Source organism: Ruegeria sp. R14_0, assembly GCF_017743975.1.
In the GTDB taxonomy this organism is placed as follows: domain Bacteria; phylum Pseudomonadota; class Alphaproteobacteria; order Rhodobacterales; family Rhodobacteraceae; genus Ruegeria.
In genome coordinates, this window is record NZ_JAGHRC010000008.1 from 84,299 (window position 1) to 108,650 (window position 24,352).

The window sequence follows — 24,352 nt, forward strand, 5'->3', positions numbered from 1 at the left end:
CGTGTTGGGCATCGCGTGTCTGTCAGGGAGGGGCGGAAAACTGACATTCGCTGCAGTTGCAGCGAGCTTATGCGGAGATCGAGCAAGCGGACCTTGGTCACGAAAATCTCTGAAGGATCCTTCTACCAGAAAGTTCTACTTGCTTTCCTTTCGAGCGTGTTACTCAGAGTCGCTATCCTTCTTGAGCAGCTCTTCCAGGGCCGCAAGATCATCTTCGTTAATATTTGTGAAGAGCGATACGGCCATGGCGTTTGATACCTTTGCTCTTACAGCGTCCCAATCGTCTGAAGGATCATGCTTGATGTAATTTGAGATACCTTCGTATTGCTTTTGAACTTCTATGCGCGCCGACGTAGATAGCTCTCGGCTAACCGCAAAGTGGTAGGGTGTTGGAAAGCCGAAACGAACGAGTTGTGGTAGGAAACCCGGCATCGGCGCAAGGTCCGTGCCAGTGGCAAGCTCGATTTCTGTTACCAACTGCGCGAAAGCACTCATGACGAAGCTAATCTCGGACGCAAAGCGGTTCGAAAAACGCCTCGCAAACTTCGCCATCCCGTCGGACTTGGTGGGTATCTTGACCGGGGCTTCGTTTTTCACAATGAAATCTAATATTGTTGCATCTAGTTCCAATAGAGTCTTCTGGTCAAACCAGTCTGACAGGAGCTCGCGAATGCCAGCGAGTGCCACAGTTCGCTTTGCCACCGGATCCTTCTTGTTCTTGTATGCTCTCGCAAATATCTTCTCCAAGCCCTCGGGCCTGAAAAATGCGTCAAAGTCTTCCTCCTTGGGGTCGAACTGATCCAATACCCATATCGCCCAATCTATGGCTTGAACTGATGGCCATGGTGCTGACGGAAGTGCACTTTCGAGCTTGCGGACAAACTTAAGGCTCGCCCCCGTTTTCGCGGCGAGCGCCTCTTGCCATGTAGCAGGAGTTTCTGGTTCAGCGTCAGACAACACTTGTTCAAGTTTCTGTTTGCGGCCATTCAGCCATGCATCCGCGTTTGCGGCGTCGACAGACCGCTTCTGGAAGTATCCAAAAGACCGAGAAGTAAGAAGCTGAAAAGGAGTTGTTCCATCCTCGTTTGGCTTCAATGAAACAGTGAGTTTTCGCGCGAGGTACTCAGCGACGGGACGCCCGGTGGCCTCTACCTCTATTTCGTCAAGCAATGTGCAAAGCGGATCAATAAGGGGAACACATCTGTCTTTGGACGAGAGAACCATACTGGCGACTACCTTCTCTCGGGGCACGTAAGTGTTCAAATCGCAAGGAACCGGATTGCCGGGGACAACTAGAGCTAGGCCCGTGGAAGCATGACCAGCGCGGCCTGCGCGCCCCAATGCATTTAGAATTTCATGCTCTTGCATGTTTTTTCGTTTTTCAGTCTCGGGGTCGAGTCGGTCGGTCCCTGCAAGAATTACGGCATCACAGGGAAGGTTTAGCCCCTGCGCAAGTGTGGATGTCGCAACAAGCACGTCTAGGCCGCTTTCTTTGGACCGAAACAAGCCCTCAACAAGTCGACGCTCGTAGGGAAGAAGCTCACCATGGTGGACCGCCGCGATTTTGCTCCCTGCGTCATAGATGGATTCTACTTTGCCGATCTCCTCAATCGCAGTTTCCCTCAAAACGGACTGATCAGCCGTAAGTGTTGGTTCGATAGCAGAGAACTGAGCGTTAATCTTGTTGGCCGTTGATATTGTGAAGTTGATGCTTTCACAGAACACAAGAACCTTGATGCCATGCTGCGCAAGCTTGACCGCCAGTTCTGCGGCCACCTCGTTGCGGTTCGAGGTAAGCCAGCGGTATCCGGTCTTGTTGGGCCCCCCAACGCCTAGCGGCATCGGGGAGTCCGAGAGGGGCTTTAGGGCACTCGAACTGTCGGGCTGTGGTAGCCAGTTCGAGTCTAGTGAGAACAAGCCGTAGGGAATGGCCAACCCGTCCGGGGTGACGCCATTGTTCAATTGCGTAGTGAAATTGCTCAGGTCGGTGTGTGAATACACTACACACCCCCGGAGCTGGCGTGTCGGCTTCCACTCATAGTCAAAGGCCACGAAAGGACGACCAGTTCGGGTTTCGAGCCAGTTCTTCAGCTCTGATCCATTAGAGATCATCGCAGACAGTAGCAAAAAATCGGAACTCTCATTGATCTGACCGAACTGCAAAAAGCAAAGCATAGCATCGATGCTTCTCCGGTCAGCTCGAATGCCGGTGCGAGAAGTAGGATCGAAGGCGGCGCTCATCAGGTGAAATTCATCGAACACTAACAGACCAACGTTTTGAAAAAGATGCGGTGCGAAGGTCAGGAGAGCAAAACACTTCTCAGGCGTCATGACAGAAATGTCGGGCAGTCTTTCCACTGTCTCGTCCAAGGTAAGCTCGTCAAGGCTTTGGGCTACAGCTAGTTCTGAGAGACGTTCATTAAGATCAAACTCTACTTGTGAGACGAGCGCGTGGGTTGGTGCCAGATAAAGGACGGTTTTTCCTGACGCCAACGTCGCGGCAATCTTCAAGCCAGATAGGGTAGATTTACCTGTGCCAGTTGGCGTGGTCATGATCATGGAAGAGCCCACATCTAAGAAACCAGTTGCAATAGCAGCTTTGTGGTTCTCCCAGATTAGAGGCCATCTCTTGGCCTCACGGATTATCCAGTCACGCCAAGCTCCGTGATCAGTGCCATTCGGGTTCGGAATGCTCACTAATAGATTGTCAGCCACGGCTCCGAGGGCAATGCGCAAAAGGGAAGCGAGATGGTGCGGTCCGGGAAAAGTGGTCAACGCAACAATCGGAGTGTCAGCCACGCCTTCCAAACTCTCTGACATGGGCCCAGCTAGAGAGATAACTCGTTGAAGAGTAGAGTGTACGTCTTCAAGAGCTACAGGTTCCAAATGTCCTGCCGAGAATTTCGAGAAAGTAATAAGCGACCGAAGAATTTCCCTGTAAAGCAGATCAGTGGCAAGTGCCTCACTTGTTTCCGAACCAGCATCTACCTGTTCGATTTCCGTGTTGGAGATGTCTTCGTATTGCCCCCGTGCAAGACGGCCGAGCGTCAGGATCAGCAGTCGCCTAAGTGCATTTTCTTCACCAGTTGCTCTGATGCCGCGACCGACCTCCGCCGCATCGGAAAACCGTTCAGAAGCCAGAAAAAGCAAGGAGGAAGCGATATCAGGCCCGATGCAATCCTCACTAAGAAGGCTTTGGCGCTCTTCAGTCAGGATTAGCCAATCTATTCGATCAACGATTTGACGTGCAGATCCCGCAACGAATGCAATTGAGCGCAAGCGTTTCGGATTTACACCCAAAGCAACTTGAGCCTCAAAAACATCTGCCAATCGACTCATCGTAGACCTAACGGCAATCAGTTCGTCCGGTAGCGTCTCAAAGTTGTCTGCTAGAAGCCGCGCGGTCGCTATTTCTACGCTGGCAGACGTGAGCAATTCGACCAGTTCCGACGCACTCAAGCTTTTCAGATCTGGCGATCCCGCGATCAACTCCTCTGTTACCGGATCAAACATTATCTGCGATCCTCTTTATTTCTCTCCTGACCTTTCTCGCCAAAGATTTCAAAAATGATCGGGTATCATCGGATGGTAGGACTTCTGCTAGACGTACGGTGTCCGCACCGAGGGCGTGTTTGTCAAAGTCTTTAAAAATATGTTGGTAGCCATCTGCGTCCGCGTTTGCTGGCATGGCTGTAACTGCGACCCTAAATGCCCTCGTTTGCTCGTATATCAGCGCTTCCAGTAGCTCCTCCTGCGTGTCGCCTCCTAGGCCTGATTGTTCTCTCAAAATAGCAGTGATCGCATCTAAGAGTTCCAGATCTTTACTCCCGTTAACGATCCCGTCGATTTCGTTCCAGACGCTACCCTGAACGAGGCTCTTGGGATTGATTGACGCTTTGTCTTCGCAAAGCACCACTCTCGAAATTGCACCGGATCCGTCTTGGATACTCACAAGCAGGCCGTCAAAACCCTTGTCTGCCCTGCGAACATGAGGTGGCGTAGCGAGGGCGGCTGGCATGTCGATAGATGCTGCAACCCATGAAAGATGCTGAAACAGCAAGCCGTCGCGTTGCTCGATACGCTTGTTTTTCTTGTTGTTGGCCGTTTTTTCCTTTTCCGGGTCGGCGCTTGACAGGTCTGCTGCAATGTCCGCGAGCCTTATGGAAAGAAGAGAAATTGCATTCGCGAACACTTTCCCCGGAAAACCGGCTTTGCCTGGCTCTAATTGATTGATTATCTGGACTGCATGTTTTGGCTTGCGCAGGTAGAGCCATGCCAAAGTGCGGATCAGGCGGCCTTCGTCAATGATCGCCCATTGCGAGAAGTTGCAGGTTGGTGAAAGGTCGGCTTTTTGAAAGTTCAATGGCATAGGTTTTCAGAGGCGCTCCGAAATTTTCTTCCAGCCTACTTCGCGTTTAAGGTGAATGTAAGCGCGAGGTTGCACCTGATCCCCTCATCCGCAAAAATTCTGCAGGCGCAGCGAAAGTCCGGTGTGATGATGCCGCGCTGCGGCGTTAGTCGGCGAAGCAAAGGTCGGCAACGGGCCGTAGGTTGCGGTTCTAAGGAGCCGTGATTGGCGGTGGTTTTCTTCGCTTACCCGAAAGCGCATTGCCCGCAATGGCCGCGAGCAGAACAGCACCGCCGATCAACGTATTCGCACTCGCGGTTTCCCCGAGGAACAGCCAGACCCAGAGCGGGCCGAGCAAGACTTCGGCAAGGGACAACAGGGCGAGTTCTGCCGCGGGGAGGCTATGCGAGCCCAGTGTGTAGAGGATCAGGCCAGCCCCGACTTGGAACACGCCCATGCCCATGGCGATGCCCCCGTCATTGAGGCTCAGAACCAGCGGGAGGCCAAGGCCAAGGCATATCGCCAAGGTGATGGCGATCGCGAAGAGACCCGAAAGAAAGACCGCTGGCAGCATCTCACCGGTTCGCCCCCATCGCAGGGCCACGGTGAAGACCGCGAAGCCAAAGGCCGATCCAAGTGCGGCAAGGCTGCCTTTCAGGGCGACGCCTCCCGACTTGTCGGCGACCATGATCCCGATCCCGCCGATTGCGACGGCAATCGCTATCCAGGTTGCGGCGCGGACAGGTTCTCGTAGCACGATCCATCCGAGCACAGCGGCCATAAACGGTGCGGTCGCAAACAGTAGCATGGCGTTCGCGACCGAGGTGTTCTGGATCGCGTAGATGCCGCCGGAATAGGCCGCGACCAGTGAGAGCCCCGCAATTACGGCAGGGGCGCCGATGCGGCGGATCTGAACAAATGGGCTTTCGCCAGACCGCACGCGGATAAGCACGTAGAGAAACAGCGACAGGCTGATCGACCGGTAGAGCAGTATCTGCCACACGACGGCGTCTTCGATCAGGCGAATACCGAGGCCGACCGTCGACCACAGCACACCCGCCGCAAATACGAAGAGCACACCGTATTTGTGGGCATCCGCAGTGGAAGGGGCTGTGGTGATCGATGTCATGTCTGGCCGATTAAAGATGTCACTTTCTTCAGCTTAGCCTCAGGTCCGGGGTGCCGATCATTCATTTGCGACATTGTCGATGGTTGCTGCACAATGCTGCGCTGGACCAAAATCGCCAGTGATTTCCGATTGGCTCAAATGGCTGCGTAGTATCAACGCACGTTTTTTCATTGGCGAAAGCCGAATTGGGCTGTCAGAGGCGTCGGTCACTATCGTCATCGCTCCAAAATTTCTGTAGCATTCGTATGAGTTTACCGACGGACCCTAAATGAACCCGACAGAAATCGCAGACGCCCTGGAAGAAATCGCCGCTCGCCCGTTCGACGGCGGCGAGTTCGCGTTTGCGTTCGCTGCCGCCATGGGAAGTCCGCAAGCCACGGTTTCAAAGCTCCGCAGTGGGACAATCAACAAATCGAAAGTGCCCGGCGCGGTCCTGATGAACCGTAAGTTCTATGCTATCGTGACTGACCCTGGTGCCGTGGACCAGGGCCTGTCGATGATCCGGTCGGACAAGAAGACCACCACCCACAAACCGGCGATCCTTCTGGCAACCGACGGTGTTGACCTGTCCGCCGAACATGTCGCTTCGGGCGACAGCTTGCACATCAAGTTCGCGGACCTGCATCACAACTTCGGGTTCTTCCTGCCAGCGGCTGGCATGTCGCGCTACAAAGCGGCGGAGGAAAATGAAGTCGACGTCAAAGCGGCCGGGCGACTGGCCAAACTCTATGATGCGCTTCTCAAGAAGAACCCGGACTGGAAGACACCGGAACGGCGGCATGACCTGAACCAGCTGATGACTCGGCTGATCTTCTGCATGTTCGCAGAAGACGTGGGCATCTTCGAAAACAACCTGTTCTCGCGCCTCATCTTCACCCATGCGGGCGACAAGGGTGAAGAGGCGCAGTCCTGCATCGCTTCGGCCTTTGCCGCGATGAACCTCCCCGACGGCCAGCGTCAGGACCTTCCGGCTTGGGCTGACGCCTTTCCCTTTGTGAACGGCGGGCTTTTCGCCGATGCGCTGGATGTGCCAAAATTCGACCGTGGGGCCTATCGCTACCTTCAGGACGCCTGCCAGCTCGATTGGCAAGAGATCAACCCCGACATCTTCGGGTCCATGATCCAGTCGGTCGCCGATCCGGACAAACGGTCCGAGCTGGGGATGCACTACACCTCGGTGCCAAATATCCTCAAGGTGCTGGGGCCGCTGTTCCTTGATGATCTGGATGAGCAGATCGAGAAGGCCGGCGATAGCCGCAAGGGGCTGGCGCGCGTTCTTAAACGGATAGAGGGAATCCGGGTGTTCGACCCGGCCTGCGGATCGGGCAACTTCCTCGTCGTTGCCTATCGGGAGCTTCGTGCCCGGGAGATGCGCGTGCTGGAGCATCTGGCGCAGCTGGATGGCGGGGCTTCTGCACAGATGTTCTCAGGTGTGCGGCTGGCGAATTTCTACGGCATCGAGATCACGGATTTTGCGGCGGAGACGGCCAAGCTGGCGCTGTTCATCGCCGAGTATCAGGCCAATGCGCGCTTCGGCGAGATGTTCGGAAACACCGCCCCGGCTTTGCCCCTGCGAGATGGCGGGAACATCGTTTGCGACAATGCACTGCGATTGGATTGGGAGGCAGTCTGTCCGCCGCCTGGGGCGAATGAAGAGGTTTTCATTGCGGGCAACCCACCCTTCTTGGGCGGCCGGAACATGACCACTCAACAGAAGAACGACACTATTGCCGTTTTCGAGGAAGTTCCGGGTACCCAAAAGGCCTTGGACATGGTCGCGGCGTGGTACTTCAAAGCTGCCAACTACATTCGCGGAAAGAGATCTGCAGCAGCGCTGGTCGCAACAAACTCCATTTGTCAGGGCGCCTCGGTGCCAACGCTTTGGCCACACATTCTGGAAGACGGAATCCAAATCGGCTTTGCGCATCGAACTTTCAAATGGAAAAACAACGCATCTGCCAATGCAGCAGTAATGTGCGTGATTGTTGGTCTGCGAAACCAGACCTCCGCGAAAAAGATAGTCTTCGATGATACCACCGGCATCGAAGCCACCAATATCAATGCCTACCTCCTCAACGCGTCCGATGCATTTGTTACAGCCGAGCGGGCCTCATTATTCGGTCTGCCAGAGATGCTTTTTGGGAACATGCCAAGAGATGGTGGCCATCTGGTGCTAGGGGTCGAAGAGAAGTCAGCCCTCGAAGTCGCTGGCTTTGGGCGGTTTGTGAAGAGATACTTGGGATCAGAAGAACTTATAAAAGGTAAGGACCGATGGTGCCTTTGGATCGCAGACGAAGAAGTAGCTGAAGCGACCGCCTCTCCGTTCATCAAGCAGCGCCTAGAAGCTGTTGCCGAAAATAGACGTCAAAGCCCAGCTGAGTCCACGCAAGCATTTGCCGAGCGAGCGCATCGCTTTGTCCAGATACAAGGCACAGCGCGAGAGTCCGCATTGCTCATCCCACGGGTCAGTTCCGAACGACGCCCGTACCTTCCTGTCGACCGTGTGGGGGCGGAAGTTATCGCTTCGGACCTAAATTTTGCTTTGTACGATGCCCCCGAATGGTGCCTCGCCCTCATCGCTTCGCGTCTTCATCTGGTCTGGATCGGCACGGTCTGCGGCAAGCTCAAATCGGATTTCCGCTATTCCAACACGCTTGGCTGGAACACCTTCCCCGTGCCTCGCTTCACCGAGGATCAGCTGGAAACACTGAACGCGTCTGCACGAGCAATCCTCAAGACGCGCTACATGCACCACCCCAAGACCATCGCGCAGTTATACGACCCCGACGAGATGCCGGACGACTTGCGCGAGGTGCACCGCCAGAATGACGAATTGCTCGAAACGATGTATATCGGGCGTCCGTTCCGCAACGATACCGAGCGGCTTGAGCGGTTGTTCAAGCTCTATGCTGCCCGGATCGAGAAGCTGAAGAAGGAAGAGGCCCCCAGAAGAATGGTTAAGAGTAATGGTTGATCTTGTGCGTATGACCTATGGCCATTCCGGCGCGGATTCCAAGACGAACAGCCTCGGCCAGCGCCCGATGCAGGCCCGCGTCTACGAGGCGCGCGCCGCACAGTTTCTGCTGTTGAAGGCGCCACCGGCGGCGGGCAAGTCCCGTGCCTTGATGTTTCTAGCGCTCGACAAGCTGGAAAACCAGGGCGTGAAGAAAGTGGTCGTGGCGGTGCCTGAAACCTCTATCGGCAGTTCATTCCGTTCGACCGACCTCACCTCGCACGGGTTCTGGGCCGATTGGGACGTGGACCCGCAATGGAACCTTTGCCTATCGGGTGAAGACGGCATGGCGAAGTCTCAGAAGGTGAAAGCGTTCGAAGCCTTCATGGACAGCGATGCCCGTGTGATCGTCTGCACTCACGCGACGTTCCGCTTTGCTTTCGACGCGATCGAGAAGGCTCGCGGGGTGGAGGCGTTCGACGATTTCCTGATCGCGGTCGACGAGTTCCATCACGTAGCGGCGGCGGATGATAACCGTCTAGGCGAGATCCTCCGCAAGCTGCTGGCCCGAGAGAAAGCGCACATGATGGCGATGACCGGGTCCTATTTCCGGGGCGACAGCGTGCCGGTCCTGCGCCCCGAGGATGAGGCGCGGTTCAAGTCCATCACCTACAGCTACTATGAGCAGCTTGAGGGATACGAGCACCTGAAGTCACTTGGGATTTCTTATGCGTTCTATCGGGGGCGGTACATCTCGGCGATCCCCGATGTCCTCGACACCGACCGCAAGACGATAGTCCACATCCCGCATCGCGGGTCTGCTGAGGCGTTCGGCGAAAAGCACGATGAGGTCGGGCTGATCATGGGCGCGATCGGTGAGCACGTCGGCCGCGATCCGGGCACCGGGTTCGATCTGGTCAAACGCGCCTCGGACGGCAGGGTTTTGAAAATCGCCGACCTGGTGGATGACGGCGACGGACGCGACGGCATCAAGGCCGCGTTGCAGGCAGAGGCGAAGGGTCCTGATGGCAAGCGGGACGACGCGGCGGATAGGGCCAAGGTCGATATCATCATCGCGCTTGGAATGGCCAAGGAGGGGTTCGACTGGCCGTGGTGCGAACATGCGCTGACCATCGGCTATCGGAATTCGTTGACGGAGATCGTCCAGATCATCGGTCGGGCGACTCGCGATGCACCTGGCAAGCCCCACGCCCAGTTCACCAACCTGGTCGCTGAGCCCGGTGTGGAAACAACAGTCGTCGCTGACGCGGTCAACGACATGCTCAAGGCAATTTCGGGTGCGATGCTGATGGAGCAGGTGCTGGCGCCCAACTTCAAATTCTATCGCCGAGAAGACGGGGATATCCGCGCGCCCGTCGAGACAACGAACGACGGCACTGTGCATATCGGGATCAAGGGCTTGATGGAGCCGCCTACGGCCCGCGCCCGTGCGATTGTCGAAAACGACATGAACGAACTCGTGGCCAAGGCTTGCCAAGCCATGGACCGGCGCGTTGTCGCGGATGATGTGGCCCCGGAAGTCGCTACTCAGATGGTGCTGACGGATATCATCGAGACAACCTACGAAAACCTGTCCGATGACGAAACGGAATCCGTGCGCCAGGACCTCGCAGCGCGGATGAACCTGATCGGCATGGCGAAACGCGCATCGCAAGAAGGCGGGTTTGCTGAAGAGGGCGAGGAGTACGACGCTGAGCCGTCGGAAAACCTGTCGCTGATGAACATGGTGAAACGGTTCGTGAACGTGCGCGAACTGGATATCGACCTGATCGACAGCGTGAACCCGTTTAAGGAAGGTTTCGACGTCGCCTCGCGTGCCTTCGACACGCCACTCTTGAAGACGATCCAGGACGCGATGATTTCACAGCGCATCCAGATGACCGAAAAAGAAGCTCTGACGCTGTGGCCGCGCATCAAGCGGTTTCGGGCGCAGGAAGGCCGCGAACCCAACCCGCATTCGGCCGATCCATTGGAGAAGCGCCTTGCGGAGGCTCACGCATACATCAAGACGAAAAAGGCCGAACGCCAGCGAGCGGCTCAGTCGGGAACCTGAGCCCTATGCCGCGCTATCGATCCCTCGATGAAATCTTCGACGAGCCGGATGAGTTCGGGCTGCTCGAAATCCAGGAGCGGAACCGCGGCGCGGCGGCAACGCCAGACGCCCGCAATGCCGAGATCGTCTCGCAGGTGAATGCTTTTTACGAGTCGAATGGCCACATTCCGGACGACAACAGCCTGGACCTCGAAGAGATGAAACTCGGGACGATCTGGCGATCGATCCGGACCAGTCCAACGGCTGCGATGATGGAGGCAGACCGGAACCGGCTTCTTGGGCATGGTCATCCAGTGGCGCCTACTGCGAGCAATGCCGAAACGGAGTCTCCGGCTGTGCCTGAGCCCGATTGGCGCGAAGACGTTTCCGACGAGGAAGTTCCGGCAAGCCTTGACGACATCTTCGGCGATGATGACCTCGACGTGCATGACGCGCTTCTCAACATCCGTAATGTGACGCCAGCTTCAGAACGCCAGTTGCCTGACCACCGGGCCGACATGTTCCCGTGTCCGGATTTCGAACACTTCGAAGGCGGCTTTGCCGAGATGCAGTCGAAGCTCGAGTCCGGAGATCGAAAGGTTCTCCCGGTTCAGGACAATGTTGAGATCACGGTCTACGAAGGCGACTTCTTCATCCATCGCGGCCTTTTGGTCTATGTCGCCGAAAAAACGGAACTTTCGCGCAGGAGCGGTAAGCCAGATCACCGTTTACGGATCATCTTTTCCAATGGCATGGAGAACGATCCTCTGTCGTCGTCATTCCGCAAAGCGCTTGCAGCAGACAATACCGCACGGATCGTCGAAAGAGCCGGGTTTGGGCGGCTCGATCCGGAATGGGATCAGGATAGCATGGCGGTCACCGGCACAGTGTATGTGGCGCGAAGCCTGTCCAGAGACCCGGAAATCGTAGAAATATCAAAGATCCTGCACAAGGTCGGTGTGACCAGTCAGGATGTCCGGCGGCGTATCGCTGATGCGAAGAACGATCCAACTTTCCTGCTCGCGCCCGTCGAAATTGTTGCGACCTACGAGCTGCATAATCTGGAGCGCATGAAGGTCGAGGATCTCTTGCATCGCTTTTTTGACGCGGCGCGGCCGCAGGGTCTTGTGATCACCGACCGGTTCGGCAAGGCGGTCCATCCTCGAGAATGGTTCTACGTGCTCCCTGAGCATGTCAGCCAAGCAGTTCAGCTCATTCAAGAACGCAGGTTGCATGAGTACAGATACGACAGCCAAAGCCAGTTGATCGTCAAGGTAGAGCCGGGCAATTAGACGTGCTTTTCTACTGAAACCAGTTCGTTCGGGGTAGGGCCCATGATCCCGGCTCAGAAGAAGGTGACCTCCCGCAGACCTTGAAACGCGCCTTCTCTAAACGCGCCCGTTTTATGCAGCCGCGGGAAATCTGGAAGCCTGTCTAGCTCGACTAACGGAAGCAAAATGTCAGCGCTGAACCATGGCATTTTCGCGGACCTACTTTCGTCATACATCTTCGAAAGTGCCCTTCCGACGGCATAGGCTCCGGCCAAGTCAATTTTGGAAACGCGTGTTCGACTCCCAGAGAGCAGGCTCCCAGTTGTCGATTTGCCGCCGACATTGAAATAGATCAGGTCATGGCCCCAACCGAGGCGTATGATATGTGTCCGGTCGGACCGTTGGATTGAAACTCCCGGATATAGGTCCCTGACCCAAACCCTATGTTCATCGCACCAGTCGAGGGCTTCCTTCAACATCGCTACGCCGCCGAGGTCTTTCTTCCAGATCGGACATAGGTGCTGAAACCCGGCGAATTTGCCCCGCTTCTCACTTCTGATGTCATTGGCAACGAAAGCGCCTTTGCGTGTCACCTTTGGAGACCACATTCGTTCTTCGAGCGTGGCTGCGTCCTCCAAACCTATGCGCATGTCATCAATCGCAACTTTGGTATCCGCAGAAATGGCTCTGTGTCGTGCTTCAAGCAGTGTGATGGGCGGTAGCGGTTTCCTCGGGTGTTGGTCGAGGATCGAAGGCCCATTGGGTCGAACGATATCGTCAGGTACATCAACTGGTCTGTCCGTTTTCACGTCGTGGTCGACCAGCCAGCGGTACGATGTCCCGAGGTCCATAGGATCATCATTCATGAGCGAAAGATGTGGCAGACCCTTTTTGAGGAACGCCATGATCTCGCGCGTATCCTGACGTTCCGCCCCCATGAGACGTCCGTGAAAGGATTGGCGGTCTGACTTGCTCTGACGGGCTTTCAGTGTGTTTTCGATGCGCTCACGTTCGATATCGCTTAGCTGGCGTCGCACATACGCAATCGAAACATCTACGTCCCCGTAGTCGTCACGGTCCCCGAGCGCGCTGCCGAACAGCTTCAACGTGATACGCTGCAGGCGGTTCGGATCGCTGTTGATGACCTTGGCCCGAGCAAGCAGTTCAGAAATGATGGTTTGAACCTTATCGAGCCCGATACGCTTTCGCTTGGGTTCCATTGCCAGGCGAGTTCCGTTCGGTGTTAGCTGCCAATAAAACAAACCGTCAAGGATGTCGGCAGGCTCCAAGTATCCAGCCTCGGCCATCTGGCGCAAGACGCGGTTGGCGTGATGTGCATCGCAATCCAGAACACTTATTGCCTCTTCAAGCCCGACAGATCTTCCATTCACTGCTGAGCGCAGGACTGCTTGAACCCGCTCTAGTGGTACCGTTTTTACTGGTGAATGTTTATGGGACCGCCGTTCATCCATGGCTCAGTAGCCTTGCAAAACAAAACTTCATCACCTCCGCCCCAGCCTTCCCAACCGGGCCAGTTGCGCCAGCATCTGGGACCCGGCCCCCGGTGACCCTGTGCCGCTTGCCTGACCCGTCTGTCCCATCCCTTGCCGCACGGGCATCTGCTGTACCCCGAAGAACTGCCGAGCCCTGAGGGCTGCGTACTCCGCGCCACTTGCCCCGCCGATCTGGTAGCGGTTGTAGGCCTGTTGGCTGCCCATTGCAGCGCGGGCGAAGCTGTAGCCGCCGCCGAGGCCACCGGAGAGGGCGGGCAACATGATATTGCCCGAGATCGCGCGGACGATGAAGGGTGTGGCGATGATGAAGCCCTTGGCCATGAGCACCATCATGAAGAAGGGGATGAGCGCGCCGATGTTTGAGGCGCCTTCCGGGTCGCCAAGCTCGCCGATGAGTGCGGAGGAAACGCCGGTGATCGTCGCGAACACGCCGGCCACGACGATGGGGTAGAGCGCGAAGGAAACCAACGCCGAAAGCCAGCGCGCGAAATAATCTTTGGTCACCTCAAAGAGGGTCAGGAAAATCATCACCGGCGCTATTCCGATCAGAAGTGCGATCATCAAACGCGAGGCCACGAGGATAAAGGCAGCCAGCCCGCCGAGTATCGAGAGTAACAGGACCCCGACGATGTCGAGCATGGCACCTGCCATCCAGTTAAGCTCTGATCCGGCGGCATTGAGGTAGTCGCCGAGTTCCGCGATCAATCGGTCGAATTCTTCCGCGAAGGTACCAGAAGGGCCGGGAGTTCCACCGCCAACTGAGGCCACGAGGCCCCCCGCAATGCTGTCGATCCCGGCAAGGATAGCGGCGGAAAGCGCGTTGAACTGCACCCAGTTGGTCGCGAATATCCCGATGAGCCCGATCTTGACCGCGAGCCAGAAAGCCGTGCGCCCGTCCATCGCCTTGTACTGGTAGATCATGTTCAGGAAGACGAGGATCACCACCAGCGTTGTTCCCAGTACCAGAAGCGTGCCGACCGTTGCCGCGACGGACCCAAACTGGGTTTCCGCCGCGGTGTCGAGATAGCCCTGGGAGGTTTCAACGAAGTAGGTGACGACGCTCATGAGGGGGTTGCCTTACCAATTGCCCGCGGCTTCGCAGATGGCTTTGGCCTCAATGCGAACGTCGTTGGCGCGTCGATTGTAGGTATCGGAAGCTTCCAGCATTTCCCAGCGTTCGTCACCGGCGTGGCGCCCATGAAACACCGCCTCAGCTCCGTCCCAAGATGGGAACCGGGTCTCGCAATCGCAGCTGCCGGACTCGACAATCCGCTCGAGGTTTCGGGCGCGATAGATGTCCTGGACCACCACGCGCTGATAGGCTTGGCGCAGGGGGATTTCTTGCATCCACATGGGCTCGGTGGGTCGGTCCGGACAGACGTCAAAGTTGCGATCGAGGGTCGGCACCAGATTGGGTTCGGCGAAGGCGGGGACAGCCAGTAGGCTCAGGGCCACCCCAGTCAAAGCAAGGGTTAGCCGTGCCAGCCTCATGCCGTGGCTCCGATGGTGGTCGTTTCGCGTTTCAGGAAGACCGTATGCCCAACATTCGCGAATTCCGAGGAGCTGATCGACACGACTTCCCAGCCTTCTGCACCTTTGGCATTCAGGCTGGCCTGCATGTCGGAAAGGCTGGTCTTGCGGGTCATGGGGAAACTGAGGATATCGTACTCAAAAGTCTTCATTGCGAAGCTCCGATCTCGGTTGCGCCGGGGAGGTAGAATTCAGTGATGCCGCGTCTGCCGTCATGGCGACCGGCCTGGATGATCACGTCGATGGAATTCTCGATGTACTGGATCATGTCGGCATAGGTCATGGGGATCTCTGTTTTGAGGGCCGCGATCGCGAGCCGCTGTACGGCCAATTGCGGGGTTTCGGCGTGCAGCGTGGTCATGGACCCGCCATGGCCAGTATTGATCGCTTCGAGGAAAGTCATGGCCTCCTTGCCCCGCACTTCGCCGAGGATGATCCGATCGGGGCGCATGCGCAGTGTCGCGGTGAGTAAAACATCGGCTGTCTGGAATTCCGCGTCGCGATTGGCGATGAGGGTCACGGCATTGGGCTGGGTCGGCAGAAGCTCGGCGGCTTCCTCGATGGTGACGATGCGTTCATCGGTAGGCACGTGAGAGAGGATCTTCCGCGCGGCGACGGTCTTGCCGGTGGAGGTGCCACCCGAGACGATCATGTTGAGTTTGTTCTCGACGCAGAAGGAAAGCGCATCATCAATCACGCCCGAGGCCACGACCTCGCGTAGTTCCCGGGTTTTCTCGAGGCGGAGTTCTTCGAGTTTGCGTTCCTTGCCATAGAGGAAATCGAGCGCGATCCCATCGAGCGGCAGGCTTGAGAAAAACCGCAGGCTGATCGACATGGCAGAGAGCACGGCGGGTGGGGTGATGACCTGAGCCCGGATCGGGCGGCCCTTGTAGGTGATCGAGACCGAGACGATCGGGCGGTCCTTGCTCATCGTAGTGTTGGCGGAAGAGGCGATTTGGTTGCCGAGGTCCTTCACTTCGGTTGCCGTCAGCTCTTGGTCCAGCTTTCGCATGAAGTGATCGCCCTGGAATTCTCCCCAGCAGGTGCCGTCGGGGTTGATGCAGATCTCGATGACATCGTCGCGTGCGGCGGCGTCGATCCGATCAAGCGAGGTCTGGAGATAGCTCAGCGACATGGGCTCAGAAGATCTCCAGATCCCGGTCGACCATTACCGTCACGCGGGCGCCCTGGTCGACATAGATGACGGGGCCGATGGAGAGGTAGTCGCCAATCACAGAGTCCGTGGCATCTGCCAGATCATCGCCAACGTCTTCGAGAGTGTCGGCGGCAGTCTCATCCTGGACTTCGGAGGCGGCAGCACTGGGTGCTGCTGAGATCAGCGAGATCAGGGCGGCCGACCCGAAACGCTCGGCGAAGCGTGTGTCCACGAAACCGGTGACGCCAGAACGGCCCAGTTCATCACCTCCGAAGGAGCTGATCTGGACGGTCTGGCCCGCGGGCAGGATGATCCGGTCCCAGGCGATGGTGACCCGGCGCTGCGCGATATCGACGCCAGCGCGGTAGCGCCCGATGAGACGGGATCCGCGGGGGATCAAGAGGCGCGCGCCATCGACGCTGTAGACATCCTCGGACACCACGGCACGGGTCTGGCCGGGCAGGGAGCTGTCAAGGGCAGTTTCCATGACGGCCTGGATCATGGTGCCCTGTAGAATCGTGTTGGAGGGATTGGCGATCACCTCGGCCTGCGTCACGGTAGAGGGCAGCGCCCCGTTCAGCACGAAATCCGTCACCTCGCCAAAAGTGCGTTCGGTCAGAGCTGTTTCATTCGCTCCGGAGGCACCGCCAAAAGCGATGGTCGGCGAGGCGATGCGCCGCTCCTGGAAGGCGCGTTCCTCCGCGGCGCGGCGTTCAAGTTCCGCGAGCCGTCTTGCTTCTTCCTCGCGCCGGAGCCGCTCTTCTTCCCGCGCGCGTAACTCGTCCTCGGTGGGCCCGATGGGTGCCGGAAGGGGCCGGTTGGCCTCAAGCTGCGCGAGCTCAAGGTCCATGCGGAGTTGCTCCAGTTCGCGGTCGCGCGCCGTGAGCTCATCGCGAAACTGCTGTTGCGCGGTTTCCGACGCGGCTTGCAGGGCCGCGATCTGCGCGGTCAGCGCGTCAATCGCATCTGCGGCAGCGGTGTCTTCCTCGACAACTGGTTCAGGGGCGTTGCGCAACTCCTCGATCTGGGCCTGCAGCGCGGTGATCTGCGCCAGAAGCTCCGCGTTGGGCTCGACTGGATCCGGTCCGACAAACACAACCTCGGGCTCGGGCGGGGGCAAGGTCTCGATGGCGCCAAAGCCGTCCCCCTCGTTTTGGAAGACATCCGGGGTGGCCGTCGGCAAGGCTTCCTCTTCGTCGGGCTGTGAGAGAAGATAAAGCAGGGCACCACCCGCGCCGATCACGAGGACGACGACCAAAGCGAGCAGCGGTGAGGGCCGTGGGGCAGGGGGCGAACCAGCGCCCTTGCCTTGTTCTAGAGCAGCGAGGCGTTTCTCGAGGTCTGCGTTTCCAGTATCGCTCATGAGCCTACCCCCGCAGGTGGTGTGGCCTCGATGCAGACCACCTCCTCTCCGATCCGCAGCACCCATTGTCGGTTCACGCCTGAAACCCGTATCACGCCGTCCTCGGTGGCTTGCGTGTTGACCGTACGCTCACGGCCATTGGCGTAGCGGAAGATCGCAGGCACCGGCGCGTTCCGCGGAAATTCGAAATACGTAAACGTCCCGTCATCCCAGACGCGGGTGGGGGTGAACTCGGTCCGCGCGCTTGCACCGTAATTATAGTTCGGCGCTTGGGCCGCGATGGCACGTGTGGGCCGTGCATTGTCGTCCGGATAGCGGAACTGGACCACGTAAAAGGTCGGACTGCGGGTCTCCTCGACGTTGAAGTAATAACTGCGCTTGTTCGTGTAGACGGTCACATTGGTATGCACCCCGCGCGCCACCGGCTTGATCGCGAAGGCCTGACCGCCGGGCACGCCGTCGATCTCGAAGCCTTCCGTGTCGCCCGCAATGATCGAGCGGATGCTCTCGCCTTCCCCGAACTCGACCGTGGTCACATGGGTGAGCGACACGCTGAGGCGGTAGACCTGACCTTCTTGATATGTTGCCAGCCGCACCCGATTGTCATTGGGCCCGCCACGCGGGATGGCTTCGGCGAAAGCAAGGCCGGGCAACAGGGCAATCAGCAATATCAAAAGTCGAGCAGGGAACAAATTCAGTTCTCCAATCTGTCGGAGCGGATGGAATATTCGAGGACCGTGAAGCCGAAGGGGTTGGTCCAGACCTCATCGATGGAGCGGCGGGTCTCGGGGCGGAACTCGAAGAGAAGCGTGGCGGTGAAAAGCCCGGTTTGGACGCCATTGATGGAGGTCAGGCGCTTGCGCAGGCGGACGGTGGCGCGGTTCGTACCGATCCGGTTGATGCTGAGGATTTCCACATCAAGCCGGGCATTGGGGCCATAAACTGTCGGCGGGTAGTTCTTATTGGCGCTGTTCCAGATCTGGCGCAGTCCGCTCTCGGCAGTTCCGTCGGAGCGGCGCAGGACGTTGCGGATGCGCAGATCGTTGTCGAGCTGGTTATAGACCTCCCGGTCGGTCACATAGCGGAACACCTCCGCCTCGATGATCGCCTGGTTGGCCGTGACAGACGTCGCGCCCACCGAGGCCTCGGGCAGGGCAAAGCCGGTGGCAGGATCATAGGGGACAACGACGGGGGGCGGGTCGACATCGAGGATCGAGACAGCCGCGGCGCTCAGACAGCCGATGACACCGAAGACCAGGCCGATCAGGCCAAGGCGTTGCCAGAGCCGTTCGCGGCGCAAGGCACCGTAGACCAGTTCTTCTTCGATGATTTCTTGTTCACTCGCCATCTGTCACAACCCTTGATCAGTCTGCCCGCAACTCTGGCAGCGTGAAGTCCATAAACCGCTGCTCCTCGGCGATGGTGGCGGCATCGATCACACCGCCGGTGCCGTCACCCACGGTCTGCACGGCTTCGAGCTGCCACATGGCGACAAGCGCGATTGCCAGTTCTGCTGTGATGCGCGTGTTGAGATCGACGCTTTCCTTCAGTTCATCCATGTCGTCGATGAGACCGACCAGCCGGTCGACTCGTTCCAGCGATTGGCCCGCGTCTTCATAGCTGTTCTGGGCCGCCGCCGAGACCAGGGCGCCGGTCGTGGCTTGTGTCGCCACACGGTTGGCCCCGGGATTGCCGCTCGTGGCCATTTCCGAGAGGGTGTCATCGTCAAATCCGAGATCGGCCAGCACCCGGTCCATCTGTGTTTCGATCTCGCCTGCGCCAGAACCGGACAGGCCGGAGAAATCCCCAGTCTTGATCGCCTCAATCGTGGCGAGGATGTCGCCGAACTCCTGGTCGAGCAGACCATTCAACTCGTCTTCCATTTCCGTCCGGATGATCTCCGGCAGTTCGGCGAGGCGGGTGAGGGCCTCGTAGGTTCTTTGCAGCTCCGCGAGTTGGTCCGTGAGAAGGCCGAGCTGTTCGCGGAGCTGCGTCAGCTGCTCGTTTTGCAAGATCTCGTCCTCGATCATCTGCCGCAGCTGCTGGATGTTTTGCGCGATGTTCTGGGTATCGACGACGGGCACGCCTTGCGCGAGGACGGGGGATAGGGCGCCAAGATGCAGACCAACCCCAAGTGTCGTGGCCAAAGCTGTCCTCAAGAGCAGATGTCCCATCATTCAATCTCCCTGATCGTAAAATCCATGAACGCGCCTTCGGCCATGCGGGCGCTGGCCTGGGCCAGCTCTTCGGCGGAGAGCACGCGGGTGCGGGCGGCCTGAAGCCGGATGCGGGCGGCCACGAGACGCACGAGTTCGGCGCGGGCATAAGTGTTGAGCGCAACGCTCTCCTGCACATCCTCGGTCTCGGAAATCCGTTCGACGATATCCGCAATACGTAGGGCGGCTTGCCTGATCGCGGCGGGTGAGTTGTTGCCATAGAAGGCCGCGCCGTGCCCAGTGAGCGAGAGGTTGGCATTGGCCAGAAGCGCGGGGTCGATCGTGCCAAGCGCTTCGATCCCGCCGATACGGGTCAAATAGAGGTTATAGCGTTCGGGGATCACCTGGACGTAGTGCTGGGTCTCGCGAAAGGGTGGCACGCCGCCATACTCGAAAACCCGGCCGGGTCCCGCGTTATAGGCCGCGAGCGCATTGATGATATTGCCGTCGAAGGTGTTGAGCTGTGTCGCGAGATAGCGTGCACCGCCATGCACCTGCAGGTAGGGGCTGTCATAGTATTCCGGATTGATGCCCAGATCGCTGGCGGTACCGGGCATGATCTGGGTGAGGCCAAAGGCGCCGACGGGAGAGCGTGCACCGATGGTGAAACGGCTTTCCTGCCAGATCAGCGCCTGTAGGAGTGCGCGCCATTGGACCGGGGAGAGGCCCGCGCGGCCAACGCCGGCAAAGCCGCTGGTCTCCTGAGCCACGCGGATAATGAGCTGCTCGATGTTTTCCGCCGCATCCCCGAACATCTGCGCACCGCCGGGATTGGGGTCGATGTCGGCATTGCCATAGACCGCCTCGACTGACCGGGCCGGATCCCCGCTGCCGCTTTCCAGCCCCGAGACCATAGCCGGCAAGCCCTGACCGCCGAAGCTGGTCTGGGCATCGAGGATGCGTTGCAGGGTTTCCAGCTGCTCCCGTTCGATCTCGGTGATGAGTTCGCGCACGGCAAGCTTGTCGGCCTGAAGGGCCAAGTCTGCCTCGCGATCGCCGGTCTCGACGATGTCACGCGCGGTCAGCCCACTGTCATTGGTCGGCACGCCTTGGGCGAAGCCGAGACCGGGCAGCAAGCAAAATGCGAGGATATGAGGCAGGCTAGACTTCAACGTCGCCCTCCGGGGTGCCAAGGGGCGTGAAGTCACAATCGGGCGCGACGGGTGCCGTGGACGCAAGGAATGTGAAGCAATTGGCCTGCGGCTCCCGGTACTGGGTGCAGGAGGCCAGCGCGCCGAGCGCAGCCAAAGCGATAAGAATACGGATCATGAAAGCCTCCAGAAGTCCGGGCGGTCGCGGTAATCGGCGCCGACAAGCGCTTCGCCCTTTTCCATGCCGCCAAGGATGGTGAGATTGGGTCCAAGCGCGCTCAGATCGGCATCGACGACGATTGAGCCCTGATCGTCGCGGATCAGCGCCAAGCGGCTGTTGCTGCCCGTGTTGAGAAGGACGTCGAGTTCCTTCTCCGTGAGGTTCAGCATTGCGTAATCCGCAGGCTGCGCGCGGATATTGGGCAGCAGGATCTGCGTCGGCACCGCCTCGATGATGGTTTTGCCGGTCCGGGTGCGCTCGAGCTGGCTGGCATATTGCGTCATCATCACCGCGACGGTGTTCTGCTTGCGCGCAGTCACGAGCCAGTTCGACAACCTTTCGGCGAAATATGCGTTGTCGAGCGCTTTCCAGGCCTCGTCGATCACGATGATGGTGGGGCGGCGGTCCTCGATCTCGCGCTCGACCCGGCGGAAGAGATAGGACAGGACCGCCATCCGTTCCTTGTCGGCCTCGCTGTCGAGAATACCGGTCAGATCGAAGCCCACCACATCGCCCTTGAGCGAGAACGTGTCCTCGAGGCTCTGCCCGAAGATCCAGCCGTAGCGGCCGTCTTCGGTCCATTCGAGCAGGCGCTGGTGCAGATCGCCGCCATCATCGGTGGACACAAAAAGCGACGCGAAATCCCGCCAGTTCCGCAAGGCGGGGTTTGTGGCCTGCGCGTTCTGGCGCACGACTTCTTGGATGCGATTGGTCTGTGCCGGTGTGAGCGGCTTGTCGGCGCGGTAAAGAAGCGTGGCAAGCCAGTCCGAGAGCCAGGCGGTGCCCCGCGCATCGGTCTCTGTCCAGAGCGGATTGAGACCCGTGGGCTGGCCGGCGTTCAGGGACGCGTAGCGCCCGCCATTGGCGCGCACCGCCATCTCCATACCAAGACGGTAATCGAAGACGAAGATCCGCGCCCCTGCTCGACGGGCCTGGGTCATCAGAAAGGCCGACAGAACCGATTTGCCGGACCCGGGCCGCCCCATGATCAGGGTATGGCCGCTGGTCGGTTCTTTGTCGGGCGATCCCTGCTCGTGATAGGAAAACCGGTAGGCGCTCTGCTCGGGCGTGGGCAGATAGGTGATGACGCGGCCCCAGGGGGTTTGTGCGGCCGGCTTGCCGAGCTGCGTCCGGTGAAAGGCCGCGAAATCCGCAAAGTTGCGATTGGTGACGGCGCTGGCGCGGACGCGCTTGGGCTGGTTGCCGGGGTGCTGGCTCAGGTAATGCGCCTTGGCAGCGACCCGCTCGCCGATCATCTTCACGCCTTCGGTCGCGGCGGCATTCACGATCTCCGCGCTCAGCGTCTGCAGCTCTTCGAGCGTGTCGCAGAAGAGCGTCACGACCATATGATGCTCGCCGAAGCTCTGGCGCTTGGCCTCGAGATCGTCGGCGGCGATGTCGAGGGCTTCCATCAGCGAGAGGGCCGCGTCCTGGCTCGCCTGCATCTGCCGCTTTTGCCGCTTGATGCGGCCCGCCATGAGGTTCGAATTGATCGGCGTGAAGGACTGCGTGACGATCATGTCGACCGGCAGGTTCAGCATGTCGAACATGGTGCAGGAGGTGCCTTCGGAATATTCCCCGATGGTGAAACTCTTGCCGTAGCGATGCCCCACGACGCCTTCCGAGAGCTCGAAATGGTCCCCATGAAACGTCACGCGGGTATTGGCGACGTTGAAGGACAGAAAGCCGTAGGTGTTGGCCGGGTAGAGCGGCAGCTCGGTGCCCGTGTTGAGCGCGCCCAAAAATCCCACCAACTCTCCCGATCCGGCTGACAGCTGGCGCGGCTTGAGCTCGGTAAGCCCCGAGAGGAAGACGTTCACGGCCTCACCGAGGCGCTGCAGGCGTTTGCGGGTCTCCTCCTTCAGTCGGTCCGGCGCGCTGCGGCCGAGGTGCGGCAGGAGGCTTTTCGGAGGCGGGCGGTGAATGACGGTGAGCGTCAGTGTTTTGTCGCGGAGCCCGCTGGTCTCGAGTTTCGCGCGCCAGCGCCGGTCGACCTCGCCTGCGAAGCTGTCCTCACGGATCGGGTCGAGATCAGGTTTGATGGCCTTGGAGACCTTGTGGACGTAATAGCTGAATTCCGGCCCGAGCTGCGCGACGATGCGGGCAAAGAGCGCCGTCACCTTGTCGAGATAGGCATCGTCCGTCGTGTAGCTGTTGATCCCCTCGAGCCGGATACAGCGGAAGAGTTCGTTCACCCGCGTCCGCACGGTCTGGTCGTCGACGAGGCTCACATATGGCAGCATATGCGCAAGCCGGGTCTCCCGCGCATACCAGTCTGGCGTCATTGTGCGGGCATCGAGCGCAGCATCACGGGCGTCATCACGGGGCATAGCTGTCCCCGCCATGGATGGACCTGTTGCGCGTGGGCGGTGTCTCCTGCAGGGCCGTCATCATCACGTCGATGAAACGCGGGTCCCAATCTGCGGCCTTCCACAGCACCGGATAAAGAAGGGCGGCCACGCCCAGCACCGCGATGTGCTGGACCCAGACGAACAAGAGCACCGAGCCGAAGAGCCAGACCATCGCGTACATGATGGGCAGGCCCAGAAGCTTCGGCGGGCGCACGAGGCCCAGAAAGAGGGGCGAGCGTTCAGCCACCGGCGAAGACCGCGGCAACAATGGTGGGAGCGGCGGCAACACCAGCGATGCCCACGAGGACCCAAAGCGCTTGGCGCAGGTCGATGATGTTGAAGAACCAGCTCAAGAAAACGCCGAGGACCGCGAGTGTGGCGATGACCACACCAAGAGGGCCGGTCAGCGCATCGACAATGCCCTGTAACAGGCTCTGGATCGGGGAGAGATCAATGCTCTGGGCGAGGGCGGGTTCGGCAATCAGCAGGAATAGCGCCAGCGAGGCGACAAAGAGGTTTGAAATCTGTTTCATGAATTCGATCCTTCCAATCGGGCCACGACAGCCATGACGCGGGCCACGTGGTTCTGGGTTTCTCGGTAGGGGGGAATGCCGCTGTACTGGCGCACGGCGTCGGGTCCGGCGTTGTAGGCAGCCAGCGCCAGGCGCGGATCGCCGAACGTCTCCAGCATCATCGCGAGGTAGCGGGCGGAGCCGTCGAGGTTCTGCAACGGATCACGCGGGTCGACGCCCAGATCACGCGCCGTCGCTGGCATCAATTGACCAAGGCCAATGGCACCTGCACTCGAGATCGCATCCTGCCGGTAGGCGCTCTCAACCTCGATATTGGCGCGATAGAGCGTCAGCCAATCCGTCACGGAAAGCCCCGCGCGACGCAGGCCGGGATGGCCGGCATAGCGCAAGGCCGTGGTCTGAATCCCGGAGAGGACATCGGCGCGGGGCAGGGGAGCGGGCCGCGAGAAGGCTGCAAAACGCAATGCGTCAGGTTCAGTATCGGGTTCATCTTCACCGAGGATCGCTAGCTCATCAGCAGCAGACCCCTGACCTATGCCGTCATTGTAGTTGCGGGCAAAACTGTCCTGAGACCGGGATGGGGTCAGAGAGCCGTCGCTCTCCATGACCAGCACCATCTGTGCC

General features: G+C 59.0%; 21 protein-coding genes. 3 read left to right on the forward strand and 18 right to left on the reverse strand.

Annotated features, from left to right (window positions below; translation table 11 throughout):
* Window positions 1-159 precede the first annotated feature (159 nt).
* From J7416_RS18855 to J7416_RS18865, 3 genes are all read right to left on the reverse strand, one after another.
* A complete protein-coding gene (locus tag J7416_RS18855) occupies window positions 160-3,513 on the reverse strand; it encodes a DEAD/DEAH box helicase (RefSeq protein WP_209226982.1) in 3,354 nt (1,117 codons plus the stop codon).
* The gene (locus tag J7416_RS18860; RefSeq protein ID WP_209226985.1) at window positions 3,506-4,369 is read right to left on the reverse strand and encodes a hypothetical protein; all 864 of its coding nucleotides are present in this window, start codon (window positions 4,367-4,369) and stop codon (window positions 3,506-3,508) included. The genes J7416_RS18855 and J7416_RS18860 overlap by 8 nt, the downstream gene beginning before the upstream one ends.
* A 190-nt stretch (window positions 4,370-4,559) precedes the next feature.
* Window positions 4,560-5,477, reverse strand: coding sequence for a DMT family transporter (locus J7416_RS18865; RefSeq protein WP_209226987.1), 918 nt, complete (start codon window positions 5,475-5,477; stop codon window positions 4,560-4,562).
* Window positions 5,478-5,745: 268 nt separating this feature from the next.
* Between J7416_RS18865 and J7416_RS18870 the strand changes: the two genes are divergently transcribed.
* Genes J7416_RS18870 through J7416_RS18880 form a run of 3 tightly spaced genes read left to right on the forward strand, consistent with a single transcriptional unit; the run spans window position 5,746 to window position 11,775 of the window.
* Window positions 5,746-8,451 carry a DNA methyltransferase gene (locus J7416_RS18870; RefSeq protein WP_209226988.1) on the forward strand — a complete coding sequence of 902 codons (2,706 nt, stop codon included), beginning with the start codon at window positions 5,746-5,748 and terminating at the stop codon, window positions 8,449-8,451.
* Complete coding sequence (locus J7416_RS18875; RefSeq protein ID WP_209226989.1) at window positions 8,444-10,504, forward strand: DEAD/DEAH box helicase; 2,061 nt, start codon at window positions 8,444-8,446, stop codon at window positions 10,502-10,504. The genes J7416_RS18870 and J7416_RS18875 overlap by 8 nt, the downstream gene beginning before the upstream one ends.
* A gap of 5 nt (window positions 10,505-10,509) precedes the next feature.
* Window positions 10,510-11,775 (forward strand): GIY-YIG nuclease family protein, encoded by a 1,266-nt coding sequence (locus tag J7416_RS18880; RefSeq protein ID WP_209226990.1) that lies wholly within the window; start codon window positions 10,510-10,512, stop codon window positions 11,773-11,775.
* 53 nt (window positions 11,776-11,828) lie between these two features.
* Here the strand turns inward: J7416_RS18880 and J7416_RS18885 are convergent, their stop codons facing one another.
* Genes J7416_RS18885 through J7416_RS18955 form a run of 15 tightly spaced genes read right to left on the reverse strand, consistent with a single transcriptional unit; the run spans window position 11,829 to window position 24,345 of the window.
* On the reverse strand, window positions 11,829-13,226 hold the full coding sequence (locus tag J7416_RS18885; protein WP_209226991.1) for a hypothetical protein: 1,398 nt from the start codon (window positions 13,224-13,226) through the stop codon (window positions 11,829-11,831).
* A gap of 30 nt (window positions 13,227-13,256) precedes the next feature.
* A complete protein-coding gene (locus J7416_RS18890; RefSeq protein ID WP_209226992.1) occupies window positions 13,257-14,333 on the reverse strand; it encodes a type IV secretion system protein in 1,077 nt (358 codons plus the stop codon).
* 12 nt (window positions 14,334-14,345) lie between these two features.
* A complete protein-coding gene (locus tag J7416_RS18895) occupies window positions 14,346-14,759 on the reverse strand; it encodes a hypothetical protein (protein WP_209226993.1) in 414 nt (137 codons plus the stop codon).
* On the reverse strand, window positions 14,756-14,950 hold the full coding sequence (locus J7416_RS18900) for a DUF4177 domain-containing protein (RefSeq protein WP_209226995.1): 195 nt from the start codon (window positions 14,948-14,950) through the stop codon (window positions 14,756-14,758). The genes J7416_RS18895 and J7416_RS18900 overlap by 4 nt, the downstream gene beginning before the upstream one ends.
* The gene (locus J7416_RS18905; RefSeq protein WP_209226998.1) at window positions 14,947-15,933 is read right to left on the reverse strand and encodes an ATPase, T2SS/T4P/T4SS family; all 987 of its coding nucleotides are present in this window, start codon (window positions 15,931-15,933) and stop codon (window positions 14,947-14,949) included. Before J7416_RS18905 ends, J7416_RS18900 begins: the two co-directional genes overlap by 4 nt.
* Before the next feature lie 4 nt (window positions 15,934-15,937).
* Window positions 15,938-17,317, reverse strand: coding sequence for a TrbI/VirB10 family protein (locus J7416_RS18910; protein WP_209226999.1), 1,380 nt, complete (start codon window positions 17,315-17,317; stop codon window positions 15,938-15,940).
* Window positions 17,314-18,009 (reverse strand): TrbG/VirB9 family P-type conjugative transfer protein, encoded by a 696-nt coding sequence (locus tag J7416_RS18915; RefSeq protein ID WP_209227000.1) that lies wholly within the window; start codon window positions 18,007-18,009, stop codon window positions 17,314-17,316. Before J7416_RS18915 ends, J7416_RS18910 begins: the two co-directional genes overlap by 4 nt.
* Before the next feature lie 2 nt (window positions 18,010-18,011).
* Entirely contained in the window at window positions 18,012-18,665 is a 654-nt protein-coding gene (locus tag J7416_RS18920) for a type IV secretion system protein (RefSeq protein WP_209227001.1), read from the reverse strand.
* 16 nt (window positions 18,666-18,681) lie between these two features.
* Window positions 18,682-19,491 (reverse strand): type IV secretion system protein, encoded by an 810-nt coding sequence (locus tag J7416_RS18925; protein WP_209227042.1) that lies wholly within the window; start codon window positions 19,489-19,491, stop codon window positions 18,682-18,684.
* Entirely contained in the window at window positions 19,491-20,645 is a 1,155-nt protein-coding gene (locus tag J7416_RS18930; RefSeq protein ID WP_247744380.1) for a lytic transglycosylase domain-containing protein, read from the reverse strand. The genes J7416_RS18925 and J7416_RS18930 overlap by 1 nt, the downstream gene beginning before the upstream one ends.
* Window positions 20,635-20,802, reverse strand: a complete 168-nt coding sequence (locus tag J7416_RS18935) for a hypothetical protein (RefSeq protein ID WP_209227003.1) — start codon at window positions 20,800-20,802, stop codon at window positions 20,635-20,637. The genes J7416_RS18930 and J7416_RS18935 overlap by 11 nt, the downstream gene beginning before the upstream one ends.
* Entirely contained in the window at window positions 20,799-23,174 is a 2,376-nt protein-coding gene (locus J7416_RS18940) for a type IV secretion system DNA-binding domain-containing protein (protein WP_209227005.1), read from the reverse strand. The genes J7416_RS18935 and J7416_RS18940 overlap by 4 nt, the downstream gene beginning before the upstream one ends.
* The gene (locus J7416_RS18945; protein ID WP_008327373.1) at window positions 23,164-23,442 is read right to left on the reverse strand and encodes a VirB3 family type IV secretion system protein; all 279 of its coding nucleotides are present in this window, start codon (window positions 23,440-23,442) and stop codon (window positions 23,164-23,166) included. The genes J7416_RS18940 and J7416_RS18945 overlap by 11 nt, the downstream gene beginning before the upstream one ends.
* A complete protein-coding gene (locus J7416_RS18950) occupies window positions 23,435-23,728 on the reverse strand; it encodes a TrbC/VirB2 family protein (RefSeq protein ID WP_009503803.1) in 294 nt (97 codons plus the stop codon). Before J7416_RS18950 ends, J7416_RS18945 begins: the two co-directional genes overlap by 8 nt.
* Window positions 23,725-24,345 (reverse strand): lytic transglycosylase domain-containing protein, encoded by a 621-nt coding sequence (locus J7416_RS18955; RefSeq protein WP_209227006.1) that lies wholly within the window; start codon window positions 24,343-24,345, stop codon window positions 23,725-23,727. The genes J7416_RS18950 and J7416_RS18955 overlap by 4 nt, the downstream gene beginning before the upstream one ends.
* Between the last annotated feature and the right edge of the window lie 7 nt (window positions 24,346-24,352).

Coding starts and splice junctions, on each gene's coding strand:
- J7416_RS18875 (WP_209226989.1), top strand. CDS start 8,444: ATGGTTGATCTTGTGCGTATGACCTATGGCCATTCCGGCGCGGATTCC.
- J7416_RS18955 (WP_209227006.1), bottom strand. CDS start 24,345: ATGGTGCTGGTCATGGAGAGCGACGGCTCTCTGACCCCATCCCGGTCT.
- J7416_RS18950 (WP_009503803.1), bottom strand. CDS start 23,728: ATGAAACAGATTTCAAACCTCTTTGTCGCCTCGCTGGCGCTATTCCTG.
- J7416_RS18925 (WP_209227042.1), bottom strand. CDS start 19,491: ATGGGACATCTGCTCTTGAGGACAGCTTTGGCCACGACACTTGGGGTT.
- J7416_RS18935 (WP_209227003.1), bottom strand. CDS start 20,802: ATGATCCGTATTCTTATCGCTTTGGCTGCGCTCGGCGCGCTGGCCTCC.
- J7416_RS18895 (WP_209226993.1), bottom strand. CDS start 14,759: ATGAGGCTGGCACGGCTAACCCTTGCTTTGACTGGGGTGGCCCTGAGC.
- J7416_RS18880 (WP_209226990.1), top strand. CDS start 10,510: ATGCCGCGCTATCGATCCCTCGATGAAATCTTCGACGAGCCGGATGAG.
- J7416_RS18870 (WP_209226988.1), top strand. CDS start 5,746: ATGAACCCGACAGAAATCGCAGACGCCCTGGAAGAAATCGCCGCTCGC.
- J7416_RS18855 (WP_209226982.1), bottom strand. CDS start 3,513: ATGTTTGATCCGGTAACAGAGGAGTTGATCGCGGGATCGCCAGATCTG.
- J7416_RS18900 (WP_209226995.1), bottom strand. CDS start 14,950: ATGAAGACTTTTGAGTACGATATCCTCAGTTTCCCCATGACCCGCAAG.
- J7416_RS18920 (WP_209227001.1), bottom strand. CDS start 18,665: ATGGCGAGTGAACAAGAAATCATCGAAGAAGAACTGGTCTACGGTGCC.
- J7416_RS18905 (WP_209226998.1), bottom strand. CDS start 15,933: ATGTCGCTGAGCTATCTCCAGACCTCGCTTGATCGGATCGACGCCGCC.
- J7416_RS18865 (WP_209226987.1), bottom strand. CDS start 5,477: ATGACATCGATCACCACAGCCCCTTCCACTGCGGATGCCCACAAATAC.
- J7416_RS18940 (WP_209227005.1), bottom strand. CDS start 23,174: ATGCCCCGTGATGACGCCCGTGATGCTGCGCTCGATGCCCGCACAATG.
- J7416_RS18885 (WP_209226991.1), bottom strand. CDS start 13,226: ATGGATGAACGGCGGTCCCATAAACATTCACCAGTAAAAACGGTACCA.
- J7416_RS18890 (WP_209226992.1), bottom strand. CDS start 14,333: ATGAGCGTCGTCACCTACTTCGTTGAAACCTCCCAGGGCTATCTCGAC.
- J7416_RS18910 (WP_209226999.1), bottom strand. CDS start 17,317: ATGAGCGATACTGGAAACGCAGACCTCGAGAAACGCCTCGCTGCTCTA.
- J7416_RS18860 (WP_209226985.1), bottom strand. CDS start 4,369: ATGCCATTGAACTTTCAAAAAGCCGACCTTTCACCAACCTGCAACTTC.